This is a genomic window from Microbacterium ulmi (assembly GCF_011759705.1).
Taxonomy (GTDB): domain Bacteria; phylum Actinomycetota; class Actinomycetes; order Actinomycetales; family Microbacteriaceae; genus Microbacterium; species Microbacterium ulmi.
Genome location: NZ_JAAOZF010000001.1, coordinates 1986459 through 1999621, shown reverse-complemented (window position 1 = coordinate 1999621; position 13163 = coordinate 1986459). Strand labels below are relative to the sequence as shown.

13 protein-coding genes are annotated in these 13163 nt (G+C 72.3%); 10 read left to right on the top strand and 3 right to left on the bottom strand.

Features of this window, described 5'->3' with window-relative positions:
* The first annotated feature begins 17 nt into the window (after positions 1-17).
* The 7 genes from paaA to FHS08_RS09410 are packed head-to-tail and all read left to right on the top strand — an operon-like array spanning position 18 to position 5670.
* Entirely contained in the window at positions 18-995 is a 978-nt protein-coding gene (gene paaA / locus FHS08_RS09440; protein ID WP_167038347.1) for a 1,2-phenylacetyl-CoA epoxidase subunit PaaA, read from the top strand.
* Positions 995-1300, top strand: a complete 306-nt coding sequence (paaB, locus tag FHS08_RS09435) for a 1,2-phenylacetyl-CoA epoxidase subunit PaaB (RefSeq protein ID WP_167039785.1) — start codon at positions 995-997, stop codon at positions 1298-1300. Before paaA ends, paaB begins: the two co-directional genes overlap by 1 nt.
* A complete protein-coding gene (paaC, locus tag FHS08_RS09430) occupies positions 1297-2127 on the top strand; it encodes a 1,2-phenylacetyl-CoA epoxidase subunit PaaC (protein WP_167038344.1) in 831 nt (276 codons plus the stop codon). The genes paaB and paaC overlap by 4 nt, the downstream gene beginning before the upstream one ends.
* Positions 2121-2615, top strand: a complete 495-nt coding sequence (paaD, locus tag FHS08_RS09425) for a 1,2-phenylacetyl-CoA epoxidase subunit PaaD (RefSeq protein WP_167038342.1) — start codon at positions 2121-2123, stop codon at positions 2613-2615. The genes paaC and paaD overlap by 7 nt, the downstream gene beginning before the upstream one ends.
* Entirely contained in the window at positions 2615-3793 is a 1179-nt protein-coding gene (gene paaE / locus FHS08_RS09420) for a 1,2-phenylacetyl-CoA epoxidase subunit PaaE (RefSeq protein WP_167038340.1), read from the top strand. Before paaD ends, paaE begins: the two co-directional genes overlap by 1 nt.
* A 17-nt stretch (positions 3794-3810) precedes the next feature.
* Positions 3811-4578 carry an enoyl-CoA hydratase/isomerase family protein gene (locus tag FHS08_RS09415; RefSeq protein WP_167038338.1) on the top strand — a complete coding sequence of 256 codons (768 nt, stop codon included), beginning with the start codon at positions 3811-3813 and terminating at the stop codon, positions 4576-4578.
* Positions 4579-4602: 24 nt separating this feature from the next.
* Positions 4603-5670 carry a beta-eliminating lyase-related protein gene (locus FHS08_RS09410; protein WP_167038336.1) on the top strand — a complete coding sequence of 356 codons (1068 nt, stop codon included), beginning with the start codon at positions 4603-4605 and terminating at the stop codon, positions 5668-5670.
* 74 nt (positions 5671-5744) lie between these two features.
* Here FHS08_RS09410 and FHS08_RS09405 read toward each other — a convergent pair whose 3' ends face one another.
* The 3 genes from FHS08_RS09405 to FHS08_RS09395 form a co-directional block, all read right to left on the bottom strand.
* Complete coding sequence (locus tag FHS08_RS09405; protein ID WP_167038334.1) at positions 5745-7187, bottom strand: DivIVA domain-containing protein; 1443 nt, start codon at positions 7185-7187, stop codon at positions 5745-5747.
* Between the two features lie 223 nt (positions 7188-7410).
* Positions 7411-9327, bottom strand: coding sequence for a M3 family metallopeptidase (locus FHS08_RS09400; protein WP_167038332.1), 1917 nt, complete (start codon positions 9325-9327; stop codon positions 7411-7413).
* Between the two features lie 46 nt (positions 9328-9373).
* Entirely contained in the window at positions 9374-10051 is a 678-nt protein-coding gene (locus FHS08_RS09395; RefSeq protein WP_167038330.1) for an NUDIX hydrolase family protein, read from the bottom strand.
* Positions 10052-10110: 59 nt separating this feature from the next.
* On the opposite strand from FHS08_RS09395, the gene FHS08_RS09390 reads away from it, so the two are divergent.
* The 3 genes from FHS08_RS09390 to FHS08_RS09380 all read left to right on the top strand — a co-directional run bounded on the left by FHS08_RS09390 (position 10111) and on the right by FHS08_RS09380 (position 13123).
* A complete protein-coding gene (locus FHS08_RS09390; RefSeq protein WP_167038328.1) occupies positions 10111-10764 on the top strand; it encodes an alpha/beta hydrolase in 654 nt (217 codons plus the stop codon).
* A 269-nt stretch (positions 10765-11033) separates the two neighbouring features.
* Positions 11034-12704, top strand: coding sequence for an ABC-F family ATP-binding cassette domain-containing protein (locus FHS08_RS09385; RefSeq protein ID WP_167038326.1), 1671 nt, complete (start codon positions 11034-11036; stop codon positions 12702-12704).
* 236 nt (positions 12705-12940) lie between these two features.
* Positions 12941-13123, top strand: coding sequence for a PspC domain-containing protein (locus FHS08_RS09380; RefSeq protein WP_167038324.1), 183 nt, complete (start codon positions 12941-12943; stop codon positions 13121-13123).
* Positions 13124-13163: the final 40 nt, after the last annotated feature.

The window sequence follows — 13163 nt, the reverse complement described above, 5'->3', positions numbered from 1 at the left end:
AGGACCAGGAGTCGAAGATGACCGCACCTGCACTGACCGCCGCGGAAGCCGACAGCGTCGTCGGCCAAGCGGTCTTCGACGAGATCATCGCGCGGGACTCGCGCATCGAGCCCCGCGACTGGATGCCGGACGCCTACCGCCGCACCCTCGTCCGCCAGATCTCGCAGCACGCGCACTCGGAGATCATCGGCATGCAGCCGGAGGGCAACTGGATCACGCGCGCGCCGAGCCTCAAGCGCAAGGCGATCCTCATGGCCAAGGTGCAGGACGAGGCGGGCCACGGGCTGTACCTGTACTCCGCGGCGCAGACCCTCGGCATCACGCGCGACGAGATGACGCAGCAGCTCATCGACGGCAAGGCGAAGTACTCGTCGATCTTCAACTATCCGACCCCGACGTGGGCCGACATGGGGGCCATCGGGTGGCTCGTGGACGGCGCCGCGATCTGCAACCAGGTGCCGCTGTGCCGTGCGTCCTACGGTCCGTACGCGCGGGCCATGGTGCGCGTCTGCAAGGAGGAGTCGTTCCACCAGCGTCAGGGCTTCGAGATCCTCCTGTCGCTCATGAACGGCACCGAGGCGCAGCGCGAGATGGCCCAGGATGCCGTGGACCGCTGGTACTGGCCCTCCCTCATGATGTTCGGCCCCCCCGACGACGAGTCGCCCAACTCGGCGCAGTCGATGGCCTGGAAGATCAAGCGGTTCTCGAACGACGAGCTGCGTCAGCGGTTCGTCGGCATGCTCGTGCCGCAGGCCGAGGTGCTCGGCATCCGTCTTCCCGACCCGGACCTGCGCTGGAACGAGGACGAGAAGCGCTGGGACATGAGCGAGATCGACTGGACCGAGTTCCACGAGGTCCTCGCGGGCCGCGGCCCCATGAACGCCGTGCGGATCCAGAACCGCCGCGACGCCCATGAAGAGGGTGCGTGGGTGCGGGAGGCCGCCGCCGAGTACGCCCGGACGCAGGCTCGCAAGACCGAGAGGGCGGTGGCGTGATGACGACCCCGGGCGCATCCCCGCGAGAGACCTGGCCTCTGTTCGAGGTGTTCGTCCGCGCGAACCGAGGCCTCAGCCATGTGCACGCCGGTTCGCTGCACGCCCCGGATGCCGAGCTCGCACTGCGCAACGCCCGCGACCTGTACACGCGTCGCGGCGAGGGCACGTCGGTGTGGGTCGTCCCCGCCGACGCGATCACGACGAGCGACCCCGATTCGAAGGGCGCGTTCTTCGAGAGCCCCGCGGGCAAGAACTACCGTCACGCCGTGTACTACACGGCGTCCGAGGGGGTGCCGCACCTGTGAGCGAGGCGGACGTGCACGGCGACGTCACGGTCGAACAGGTCCGGCTGTCGGCTGAGCTCGCGGGCGACTCGGCCGCGACCGCGTCGCCGCAGGCGGCGGAGTACGCGCTGTGGCTCGGCGACGATGCGCTCATCCTGTCGCAGCAGCTCGGCGCATGGATCGCGCGGGCCCCCGAGCTCGAAGAGGATGTCGCGCTCGCCAACATCGCGCTCGACCTCCTCGGCCACGCTCGCTCCCTCCTGCGGTACGCCGGCACGGCCGACGGACGCTCCGAGGACGACCTCGCCTACTGGCGCGACGAGCCGGAGTTCCGCTGCGCGTGGCTCTTCCAGCAGCCCAACGGCGACTTCGCGCACACGATCGCACGCCAGCTCGCGGCATCCGTGTACCAGTTCGAGCTGTACCGCGCGCTGTCGTCGTCGACCGACGCGACGCTGGCCGCCGTCGCCGCGAAGGCGGTCAAAGAGGTCGACTACCACCGCGACCACGCCGTGCAGTGGACGCTGCGACTCGCGGGCGGAACCGACGAGTCGCGCGCACGCATGATCCGTGCCGTCGGAGACGTCTGGCCGTACGTCGACGAGCTGTTCCGTGACGAGCCGCTGACAGACGCGCTCGCGGCCGACGGCATCGCTGTGCGCCCGTCGTCGCTGCGAGCGGGTTTCGACGCGGTCGTCGGCGCGGTCCTCGCCGAAGCGGGCCTCGAGACGCCGACGGGCTTCGTCTCGTCGGGCGGGGGCCGGCACGGCCGGCACTTCCCGTCCCTCGGGTTCCTGCTCGCCGAACTGCAGGTGCTCGCGCGCCAGCACCCGGGTGCGACATGGTGACGGCCGTCGCTCGGGATGCCGCCGCCCGCGCGATCGCGGCGTCCGTCCCCGACCCCGAGGTGCCGGTGCTCACGATCGACGACCTCGGCGTGCTGCGCGACGTCGCCGTCGACGGCGGGCGCGTCACCGTCACGATCACCCCGACCTACTCGGGCTGCCCCGCGATGGACGCGATCCGCGACGACGTCGTCATGGCGCTCACGGCCGCAGGGTACGCCGAGGTCGACGTGCGGCTCGTCCTGTCGCCCGCCTGGACGACCGACTGGATGAGCGACGACGGCAAGCGCAAGCTCCGCGAGTACGGCATCGCCCCGCCGACGGGCCGCGCCGCCGTGGGCGGCGTCATCCGCCTGCGGCTCGCGGTGAGGTGCCCGCAGTGCGGCTCGCTCGACACGCGCGAGGTCACCCGCTTCGGATCGACCGCGTGCAAGGCGCTGTACGAGTGCCGCGCATGCCTCGAGCCCTTCGACCACTTCAAGGTGCACTGATGCCCGCACAGAACATCGGCCGCCTGACGGAGGCCGAGCGCGTCGCCGACGCGTTCCTCGCGAGCGCCGTCGGCGGCCCGAGCGCGACCGGCCGCAGGCGCGCCCGGTTCTCGACCCTGCGCGTCGCGGAGGTCCGCCCGCTCACCGAGTCGTCGGTCGAGGTCACGTTCGCGGTCCCCGAGGCGCTGCAGGGCGAGTTCGACTACCTCGCCGGACAGCACGTCGCCCTCCGCACGCACATCGACGGGCACGAGGTGCGCCGCTCGTACTCGCTGTGCCGTCCGCCGGCACCTGGCTCGCTCAGCATCGCGATCAAGCGCGACCTCGGCGGACGCTTCTCGACGTGGGCCCAGACCGACCTGCACGCGGGCGACGAGCTCGACGTCATGAACCCGCAGGGCACGTTCACCTCGACCCTCGCAGACCTCGACGGCGCCCACGTCGCGGGCATCGCGGCCGGCTCCGGCATCACGCCGCTCATGGCGCTCGCTGCGACGGTGCTCGCGCGCTCCGACACGTCGACGTTCACGCTCGTGTACACGAACCGCTCTACGACCGACGTCATGTTCCTCGAGGAGCTCGCCGACCTCAAGGACAGGTACCCGACGCGGCTCGCGCTCCACCACGTGCTCTCGCGCGAGCAGCGCTCGGCCCCGCTCCTGTCGGGACGCATCGACGAGAGGCGGCTGCGCAGCATCCTGGAGGATCTCGTCCTGCCCGAGACGGTCGACGAGTGGTTCCTGTGCGGGCCGTTCGAGCTCGTGCAGCTGTGCCGCGACACGCTCGAGGACATCGGCGTCGATCGCGCGCACATCCGCTACGAGCTGTTCACGACGGGCGAGCCCGGCGCCGAGCCCCAGGCGGGACGCCCCGTCGTCGTGCAGCAGGGCGAGGACGTGTTCCGCATCGACTTCACGCTCGACGGGCAGTCCGCGATGGTCGAGAGTCCCGTCAGCGCGCACGAGTCGATCCTCAACGCGGCGCTGCGCGTGCGGCCGGACGTGCCGTTCGCGTGCGCGGGAGGGGTGTGCGGCACGTGCCGCGCGCGCGTCGTCGATGGGTCGGTCACGATGACCGAGAACTATGCGCTGGAGCCCGACGAGCTCGAGCGCGGCTACGTCCTGACCTGCCAGTCGCACCCGACGACCGAGCGCGTCGTCGTCGACTACGACGTCTGACGACCGGAGGGAACCGGATGATCCGACTCACGATCCGCGACGCCGTCGCCGAGGTCGTCCTCGACGCCCCCGCGAAGCTCAACGCGCTCGATCCGCAGGCGCTCCACGACCTCTCCGCCGCCTACGACGAGGCAGAGTCCGCGGGAGTGCGCGCGCTCGTCCTGCGCGGCGAGGGCCGCGCGTTCTGCGCCGGCCGCGACATCGCGGGGGTCGACCCGCGCACCGACGACGTGCCGGGCTATCTCGGCGCCGTCGAGGCGCTCATGCGTCGCATGTCCGCCCTCCCCGCCCCGACCTTCGCGGCGGCCCACGGCGCGTGCCTGGGCGTCGGGCTCGGCCTGCTCATCGCGACCGACGTCGTCTACGTCGCCGACTCGGCCAGGATCGGGTCGCCGTTCGCGGCGCTGGGCGCGGCCCTCGACTCGGGCGGGCACGCCCTGTTCGTCGAGCGGCTCGGCGCACATCGCGCCCTCGACCTCATCTACACGGGCCGGCTCATGTCGGGCGCCGAGGCGGTCGCGGCGGGCCTGTTCTCGCGGGTTCTCCCCGACGACGAGGTCGAGAACGCGACGCAGGATGCCGCGTCCCGCGCGGCATCCGGAGCCACGCTCGCGTTCCTTCGCAGCAAGGAGATCGTGCTGCGCCTGCGCGACGAGCGGCTCGGCCTGTGGGAGTCGCTCGGCCTGGAGAGCGCCGCGCAGACGGCCCTCGCCGCGACCGACGACTACCGCGAGGGCTTCGCCGCGTTCCAGGAGAAGCGCAGACCGCAGTTCGGGAGACGGTGAGCCGGGCCAATAGGCTGGAGCATCGTGAGCACGATCCATGACACGGCCGTCCGCGGCTTCGCCTCCGACAACTACTCCGGCGTGCACCCCGAGGTGATCGCGGCGATCGCAGCAGCCAACGAGGGGCACCAGATCGCGTACGGCGAGGACGTCTACACGGCGCGCCTGCAGGAGGTGTTCGCGCACCACTTCGGCGAGGGCGTCGAGGCGTTCCCCGTCTTCAACGGCACGGGCGCCAACGTCGTGGGGCTGCAGTCCATGCTCCCGCGCTGGGGGGCCGTGATCGCGGCATCCACCGCCCACATCAACACCGACGAGGGCGGCGCCCCCGAGCGGGTCGCGGGGATCAAGATCCTGGGCGTCCCGACGCAGGACGGCAAGCTCACCCCCGAGCTCATCGACCGCGAGGCGTGGGGCTGGGGCGACGAGCACCGCGCACAGCCGCTCGTCGTCTCGATCACGCAGTCGACCGAGCTCGGCACGCTCTACACGCCCGACGAGATCCGCGAGATCGCCGACCACACGCACGCGCGCGGCATGCGCCTGCACCTCGACGGCGCGCGCCTCGCGAACGCCGCGGCATCCCTCGGCCTGCCCCTGCGGGCCTTCACACGCGATGCCGGGGTCGACGTGCTGAGCTTCGGCGGAACGAAGAACGGCGCGATGATCGGCGAGGCCGTCGTCGTGCTCGAGCCCTCCGCGTCGGACGGCCTGCTGTTCCTGCGCAAGCTCAACATGCAGCTGTCGAGCAAGATGCGGTTCGTCTCGGCCCAGCTCATCGCCCTGCTCGAGGGCGATCTCTACCTGCGCAACGCCCGCCACTCCAACGCCATGGCGCAGCGTCTGCGCGCCGCGGTCGAGGCCGGTCTCGCCGGCGGATCGATCCGCGGGGTCGGCTTCACGCAGCCGACGCAGGCCAACGGCGTCTTCGCGACCCTCCCCGACGGCGTCGCCGATGCCCTGCGCGAGTCGTTCCGGTTCTACGACTGGGATGCCGCGAAGAACGAAGTGCGCTGGATGTGCAGCTTCGACACGACCGAGGCGGACGTCGACGCGTTCGTCGGCGAGCTCGCTCGGCTCACGACCGCCTGACGAGCGGCGATCGCCCGGATGCCGCTACGCGGCGTCGTCCGGGATGCCGCTACGCGGCGTCCGCCGGGATGCCGCTACGCGGCGTCCTCTGCATCGACGTCCTCCGCGTCCACGTCCTCCGCGTCGACGTCCTCGACGCCCTCGATCTGCGGCTCGGCGTCGGCGAGGGCGGGGGCGGGGGCGTCCTCATCCGCAGGCGCCTCGGTGAGCGCACCCTCCGGCCGGATGAGCTCCTTGACCTCGGCCATGAAGCTCGTCAGCTGGTGCTGCTGCCAGCGCAGCTGCCGCGTGCGGTCCTCCGCGTCGCGCAGCACCGTCTGCGAGTGGTGCGTGACGGTCTCGATGATCTTCTCGGCCTTCGCACGGGCGCGGTCGAGGTGCTCGCGAGCGCGCAGGTTCGCGTCGGCCTCGATCTGGTGCGCCTGCGCGCGCATGAGCCGATCGAAGTCGTCGGCCTTCGCGGCGACCCGCTGCGCGTGCTCGAGCGAGGCCGCGACCTGGTCGTTCGCGTCCTGCGTGATGCGCTCCGCATGCGCGACGGCCTGGTTGTGCAGCATGAGGAACTCCTGCTGCGCGTCGTCCTGACGTCGGGTGAGGGACTCCTCGAACTCGAGCGCGCGGATCCGCAGCTCGCGCACGGCCTCTTCGGCCTCGCGACGGGCGTCCGACGTCTCGCGGGCGACCATCGAGCGCAGGGCCGCTGCGCCCTTCTCCGCCTCCGTGCGGATCGCCGCCGCCTCCTGCTCGGCCTGCGACACCTTCTCGGCGCCGTGCGCCGCCTCGCGCTCGAGCTGCGCCTCGTGCGCGGTCAGCTCGGTGTCGATGCGCAGTCGCACCTGCTGAGCGTCGTGCTGAGCGCGCGCGATGATCGCGTCGGCCTCGGCCTGCGTCTCCTTGCGGCGGTTCTGGATCTCCTCCCTGGCCGCCTCGAGCAGGCGGTCGGCCTGCACCGTCGCGTTCTTGATGATGAGGCTCGCCTGGTCTTCCGCGACGCGCAGCACCTCCTCGAACTGGTGACGGTTGGCGGTCTCGCCCGTCGCGCCCACGAGCTCCTCCGTGAGCGCCTGCACCTTCTTCTCGGCGTCGGCCGCGCGAGCCGCCGCGGCGGCGGCCTCGGCCTCGAGCCGCTCGACGGTCTCGGTGTGCTCCGCCTCGAGAGCGTCCAGCCGCGCCCCGGCCTCTGCGCTCTCGGCCTCCGCGGCCTCGACGCGCTCGAGCACCTTGCGGCTCAGCGCCTCCGCGGCCTCCAGGCGCTCCCGGTCGGCGCGGTTCTGCACGTCGGCCTCGTCGCGGGCGGACCTGAGCCGCTCCTCGTGACGGGCCGCGGCCTCGCTCTCCGCGCGCACTCGAGCCGTCAGCTCGGCGATCGCGGCGTCGACCTCGTCCCGGTCGTAGCCGCGGAACACGGTCGTGAACGACGTGTCCGCCGGCGCGGACGCGGCGCCCCCGATCAGCTCGTCGAAGGGCGACGAGCCGTCGAGGTCGGGCTTGCGGGCCGGCTGGGACTGGTCGGACATGGTATCTCCGCTTCTCGGGTTCCCGCGCTGGCGTCGCACGGCAGACCGGCGGCTCCCGCTCGCATGACGCGCGTGGAGGGGATACGCGCGGATCGGGCGGGATGTCGCGTCGGTCTTCGGCGACGCTCGCGGATGCGCAGGGTCTGCGCCAGGGGGCAGTAAGAGATTACCCGCCTCGCGAACGCGCGCCGAATCGCGGCATCCGCCCGGTGATCGCGTCTCGTCAGCGCCCCGCGAGCCACGCGGCGTACGCGTCGAACGAGGTGGGGCGTCCGAGGAACGACGCGACCAGATCCGTCGCGTCGCGGCTGCCGCCGGGCTCGAGGATCTGCTCGCGATAGCGGCGCGCGACCTCGGCGTCCATGAGGTCGTCGCCGAACGCCGAGAGCAGGTCGCGCGCGATCACGAGGCTCCACTGATACGTGTAGTAGCAGGCGCCGTACCCCGTCAGGTGCCCGAATCCGGCGTACGAGTGCTGGTTCGGCAACGGCTGCACGGGGCTCGTCGTCGCGTAGAGGCGCTCCGTCGCCGACTGCAGGTCGGCAGGGCGATCGACGTGCAGATGGTACGAGACGTTCGCGTGCCCCAGCTGCCGGCGCACCTCGAGCGCGCGGCCGAAGGCGTCGGCCGTGCGCATCCGCTCCACGAGGCTCGCGGGGATCGGGTCGCCGTTCGTGTCGGCCGTGAACGAGGCGAGGATGCCGGCATCCCACGCCCACTCCTCGAGCAGCTGGCTCGGCGCCTCGACGAAGTCCCACTCCGTCGCGACGCCCGTGAAGCGCGCCCAGCGCTGGCGGCCTCCGAGGATGTCGTGCACGAGGTGCCCGAACTCGTGGAAGAACGTCACGACCTCGTCGTGCGTGAGCAGTCCGCGCGAGAAGTTGCACAGCAGCACCGCCTCCGGGAGCGTGCGCCCCGCGATGCCCGGCGCGAGCCCGAAGCACGCGGCGTGGTTGTACTTGCCGTCGCGCGGGTGAAGATCGAGATGGATGCGCCCGAGCGTCTCGCCGTCGCGGACGACGTCGTAGCTGTGCACGTCCTCGTGCCACGTCGACACGTCGGCGGGCACGTACGAGACGTCCAGGAGCCGCCCCGTGACATCGAGGATGCCGGGGAGCACGCGGTCGAACGAGAGGTACGAGCGGACGCGCTGCGCGTCGACGTCGTAGCGCTCGCGCTTGAGGGCGCTCAGCAGGTAGGCGAAGTCGGCGTTCGTGACGACGTCGGCGTCGGGGGCGTCGAGACGGAGCCGCTCGAGCAGGAGCGGGTACTCGGCCTCGGCGGCCGCGATGGAGGCCTCGTCGAGCCGTGCGAGGAACGCGGGGATCTCGGCGCCGGCGCCGATCATCCGCGTCGCCGTCTCGAGGTCGGCCCAGTCGGAGAAGCCGAGCAGCCGCGCGCGTTCGGCGCGCACCTCGAGCAGCTCGGCGAGCACGGCGTCGTTCTCGGGCCACGCGAGGTCGTTGTACGCGTTGACGAGGGCGATGCGCGTCGCACGGTCGGTGGCGTACTCCCGGACCGGCATGAGGTCGGTGTAGTCGGTCGTGAGCGTCACGAGGCCGTCGTCGCCGACGGGATGCTCGTCGACGAAGTCGGCCGGCATCCCGGCGAGGCCCTCGGGGGCGACCTTGATCTCGCGGCGTCCCTCGCGGATGTTGCGTGAGAACGTGAGGCTCAGCTCCGTGTCGCGATCCGTGAGCTCGCGCACGCGCGCCCGCGACCGGTCGTCGAGGTCGACGCCTCCCAGGCGGAAGTCGCGCAGGATGTGCGAGAGCAGCCGTGCGGAGTCGTCGTCGAGGCCTTCGGCATCCGCCTGCGCGAACACGGCCCACAGGTCGCGGTCGAGCACGCGCGAGGACGAGAGCGACTCGAGCACCTGCACCTGCTCCTCGGCGCGCGAGCGCACGTCGGCGTCGGGATGCGACTCGCTCAGCAGGTACGCCTCGTTGATGCCCGTGCGCAGCGCGATGTCGGCGTCGTTCCACAGCTCGAGCCTCTCGATCGTCGTGAGGCCCTGCGCGGACGTGAGCCGCGCGTCGAGCTCGCGGACGGCGTCCGCGCGCTGTGCCTGGCGATCCCCTGCGAAGCTCAGCCAGCCGTCGCGGTCGGAGGGGAAGGTCAGCGGCGGGGAGACGGTCATGCCGACGAGCCTACGGGGCCCCTGCGACGCGCGCCCGCCGCGCGGATCAGCGCAGCGCGCCGACGCTCGCGAGCGCGAGGCGCACGAGGGTGCCGCGTCCGCCCTCCATCTCGGCGGAGAGGGCGTCGGATGCCGCTTCCTCCGGTGTCATCCACGTGACCTCGAGCGCGTCCTGGCGCGGCTCGCACGTGCCCGTCACGGGGACGACGAACGCGAGCGACACGGCGTGCTGGCGATCGTCGTGGAAGGCGCTGAGCCCGGGGATCGGGAAGTACTCGGCCACGGTGAACGGTGTCGGCTGAGGCGGCAGGAGGGGGAAGGCCATGGGACCGAGGTCGTTCTCGAGGTGACGGAACAGGGCGTCCCGCACCGTCTCGCCGTACCGGACGCGCCCCGACACGATCGTGCGGGTGATCTCGCCGAGCGGGGTCGCGCGCAGCAGGATGCCGACCTGCGTGACGGCGCCCACCCCGTCCGTGCGCACGGGCAGCGCCTCGACGTAGAGCATGGGGAGCCGGCGCCGCGCCTCCGCGAGCTCGATGTCGCTGAGCCACCCGGGGTTGGCGGCGCTGCCGGGCGTGGGCGAGCCGAAGGTGCCGTCGCCGAGCGGATGCCCGGGCCTGCCCGCATCGCCGAACGACGCCCCGAGGCCCCGCAGCGGATCGCGCGGCGTGCCGTCGTCGTCGCGCTCGTTCGGGTCGGGGTCAGGGGTGCGCACCGGCATGCCTCCTGTATACCCCACGGGCCGTGACGGGGGTCGGACGCTCCTGTCAGGATGGGGCCATGGCTGAGCTCCCGCCCCTCGACCCGTCGGCCATGCTGTGGTCAGGCCCGCCGGGCGAGCGCGCCGGGCGCCCGCTGCTGGTCCTCCTGCACGGGTACGGCGCCGACGAGGGCGACCTGTTCGCGCTCGCCGCCCACCTCCCGTCGGCGTTCACGGTGTGCGCCGTGCGCGCGCCGCTCACGCCGCCCTTCCCTTCGCCCGGCTATTCGTGGTACCCGATCGAAGGCCTCGAGAGCCGCGACGCGACGCACGTGACGGCTGCGGCATCCGCTCTCCTGGAGTGGATCGAGACCGAGACGGATGCTCCGGCGGTCGGCCTGCTCGGCTTCTCGCAGGGTGCCGCGGTCGCGCTCCAGGCGCTGCGCCTCGCGCCGGAGCGGTTCGCCTTCGTCGTCGATCTCTCGGGCTACGCGACCCCCGGGCCGCTCCCCCTCGACGACGACCTCGCACGACGGCGGCCGCCCGTGTTCTGGGGGCGCGGCACGAACGACGACGTCATCCCGCCGTTCCTCGTCGCGCACACGGTCGAGTGGCTGCCCGCGCACGTCGACCTCAGCGGCCGCGTCTATCCCGGCTTGACGCACAGCGTCTCCGAGCAGGAGCTGACGGACGTGCGCGTCTTCCTCGAGAAGCAGCTCGAGCATCTCGCGTGATCGAGGCGGACTCGCCGTCTCCCAGCCTCGTGTCGGCGACATCGGGTATCGTGGCGGTGTCCTTGTCCCGAGTGTGAGGAAGACCGTTGACGGAGATCGTGCGTTCCGCGCTGTGACAGAGCGCTGATCCGTCGATCCTCGACGCGTCCGCGCCTGGCTGCCCCAGCCCGTTCCGCGCTGACCCGTCGATCCGCCGCCTTCCCCTTCGGCATCCCTGCCAGGCGTTCCCGCGGCCCGGTGTCAGTGCATCCCTGACACTCGGAGGCCTCATGCCCGCTCGCACTCTCCTTCCTTCCATCACTCTCGACCGCGTCTCGTTCGCGTGGCCCGACGGCTCCGTCGCGCTCTCGGACATCTCGGGCGCCTTCGGCTCCGGCCGCACGGGGCTCGTCGGACGCAACGGCTCCGGCAAGTCGACGCTCCTGCGCATCATCGCGGGCGAGCTCGCGCCCTCGTCGGGGTCCGTCTCGACGACGGCGGATGCCGCGTACCTGCCGCAGCGTCTGACCCTCGACGTCGACCGTCCCGTCGCCGACCTGCTCGGCGTCGCAGCGGCCCTCGACGCGGTCCGCGCGATCGAAGCGGGCGACGCCGACCCGCGGCACTTCGACGCCGTCGGCACCGACTGGGACGTGGAGGCCCGGGCCCAGGCGGCGCTCGCCGAGGCGGGGCTCGCGCCCGACATGCTCGACAGGCGCGTCGGCGCCCTGTCGGGAGGCGAGGCCGTGCTGGCGGCGATGGCCGGCATCCGCCTCCGCGGCGCGCCGGTGACGCTCCTCGACGAGCCGACCAACAACCTCGACCGCGACGCGCGCGCACGGCTGTACGACCTCGTGCGCGGCTGGCGCGGCGCGCTCGTCGTCGTGAGCCACGACACGGCCCTGCTCGATCTCATGGACGACACGGCCGAGCTGTACTCGAACGAGCTCTCGGTGTTCGGCGGCCCGTACCGCGAGTGGCGCGCGTGGCTGGATGCCGAGCAGGAAGCCGCGCGCCAGGCGGAGCGGACGGCCGCGCAGCTCGTGCGACGCGAGAAGCGCGACCGGGTCGAGGCTGAGACCAAGCTCGCCCGCCGCGCCGCGATGGGACGCAAGGCCCAGTTCGAGAAGCGCGTGCCGCCGATCGTGGCGGGCGGGCTGCAGCGCGCCGCCGAGGTGTCGGCCGGGAAGATGCGCACCGAGATGCGCGACCGCGAGTCCGCTGCGCGCGCGGCCCTCGACGCGGCCGGGCGCCGCGTCCGCGACGACGACACGGTGAGGATCGACCTGCCCGATCCGGGCGTCGCGGCGGGCCGGCGAATCGCGACGCTCGGCGACGGCTCGCGGTCGTGGATCGTCCGGGGGCCCGAACGGGTCGCGCTCGTCGGCCCGAACGGGGTCGGCAAGACGACGCTGCTCGAGCGGCTTGTGGCGTCGGCGCTGCAGAACTCCACAGATCTGGGTCGGTTGGAGGCAGATCAGGTCGAACCTCGCGCCGCCGCGACGAATCCGTGGAGTTCTGCAGAGGCCGTGGCGCACACCGATCGCGTCGGCTACCTCCCGCAGCGCGTCGACGGCCTCGACGAGCGCGCCTCGGTGCTCGAGAACGTCACCGCCGCCGCGCCGGACGTCCCGATCGCGGAGCTGCGCAACCGCCTCGCGCGGTTCCTCCTCCGAGGCGATGCCGTGACCCGGCCGGTCGCGACGCTGTCGGGCGGCGAGCGGTTCCGTGTCGCGCTCGCGCGGCTGCTCCTGGCCGATCCCGCGCCGCAGCTGCTCGTGCTCGACGAGCCGACCAACAACCTCGACCTGGACACGTCCGGCCAGCTCGTGGACGCCCTCGCCGCCTATCGCGGCGCCGTGCTCGTCGTGAGCCACGACGACGCGTTCCTCGCGCGGCTCGGCGTCGACCTCGTGCTCGAGCTGGGCCGCGACGGGTCGATCCGCGAGGCCGTCGTATGAGCCCGTCGCGGGCCCGTCGCGCGGGGCCGTCGTGCAAGGCCTTCGTGCGCGGCCTCCGCACGAGCCCGTCGTGTGATCCCGTCGTGCGCCGCCTCCGCACGAGCCCGCCGTGCACCGCCGTCGTGCGAGGCTACCGTCCGAGCCCGCCGTGCACCGCCGTCGTGTGAGGCCGCCCCCGCGCGACCGGGGGGACAGCACCCGTGTGCTCGGGGCGGCGGTGCGACAGAGTAGAGCGCATGAACGGACTTGTCAGGCCTCACCGGGGACGATGGCTCGCGGGCGTGTGCCTCGCCATCGCACAGCGCTTCGGATGGAACGTCACCGCCGTGCGCGTGTTCGCGCTCATCGCGTTCTTCTTCTTCGGACTCTCGCTGTGGGCGTACATCATCCTCTGGATCCTCATCCCGACCGAGCGCTGACGTCGGCATCCGCCCCGATGTCCGCCCTCCGCGGGAGGAT

Coding starts and splice junctions, on each gene's coding strand:
- FHS08_RS09415 (WP_167038338.1), top strand. CDS start 3,811: ATGATCCGACTCACGATCCGCGACGCCGTCGCCGAGGTCGTCCTCGAC.
- FHS08_RS09400 (WP_167038332.1), bottom strand. CDS start 9,327: ATGACCGTCTCCCCGCCGCTGACCTTCCCCTCCGACCGCGACGGCTGG.
- FHS08_RS09405 (WP_167038334.1), bottom strand. CDS start 7,187: ATGTCCGACCAGTCCCAGCCGGCCCGCAAGCCCGACCTCGACGGCTCG.
- FHS08_RS09380 (WP_167038324.1), top strand. CDS start 12,941: ATGAACGGACTTGTCAGGCCTCACCGGGGACGATGGCTCGCGGGCGTG.
- paaA (WP_167038347.1), top strand. CDS start 18: ATGACCGCACCTGCACTGACCGCCGCGGAAGCCGACAGCGTCGTCGGC.
- FHS08_RS09390 (WP_167038328.1), top strand. CDS start 10,111: ATGGCTGAGCTCCCGCCCCTCGACCCGTCGGCCATGCTGTGGTCAGGC.
- paaB (WP_167039785.1), top strand. CDS start 995: ATGACGACCCCGGGCGCATCCCCGCGAGAGACCTGGCCTCTGTTCGAG.
- paaE (WP_167038340.1), top strand. CDS start 2,615: ATGCCCGCACAGAACATCGGCCGCCTGACGGAGGCCGAGCGCGTCGCC.
- paaD (WP_167038342.1), top strand. CDS start 2,121: ATGGTGACGGCCGTCGCTCGGGATGCCGCCGCCCGCGCGATCGCGGCG.
- FHS08_RS09395 (WP_167038330.1), bottom strand. CDS start 10,051: ATGCCGGTGCGCACCCCTGACCCCGACCCGAACGAGCGCGACGACGAC.
- FHS08_RS09385 (WP_167038326.1), top strand. CDS start 11,034: ATGCCCGCTCGCACTCTCCTTCCTTCCATCACTCTCGACCGCGTCTCG.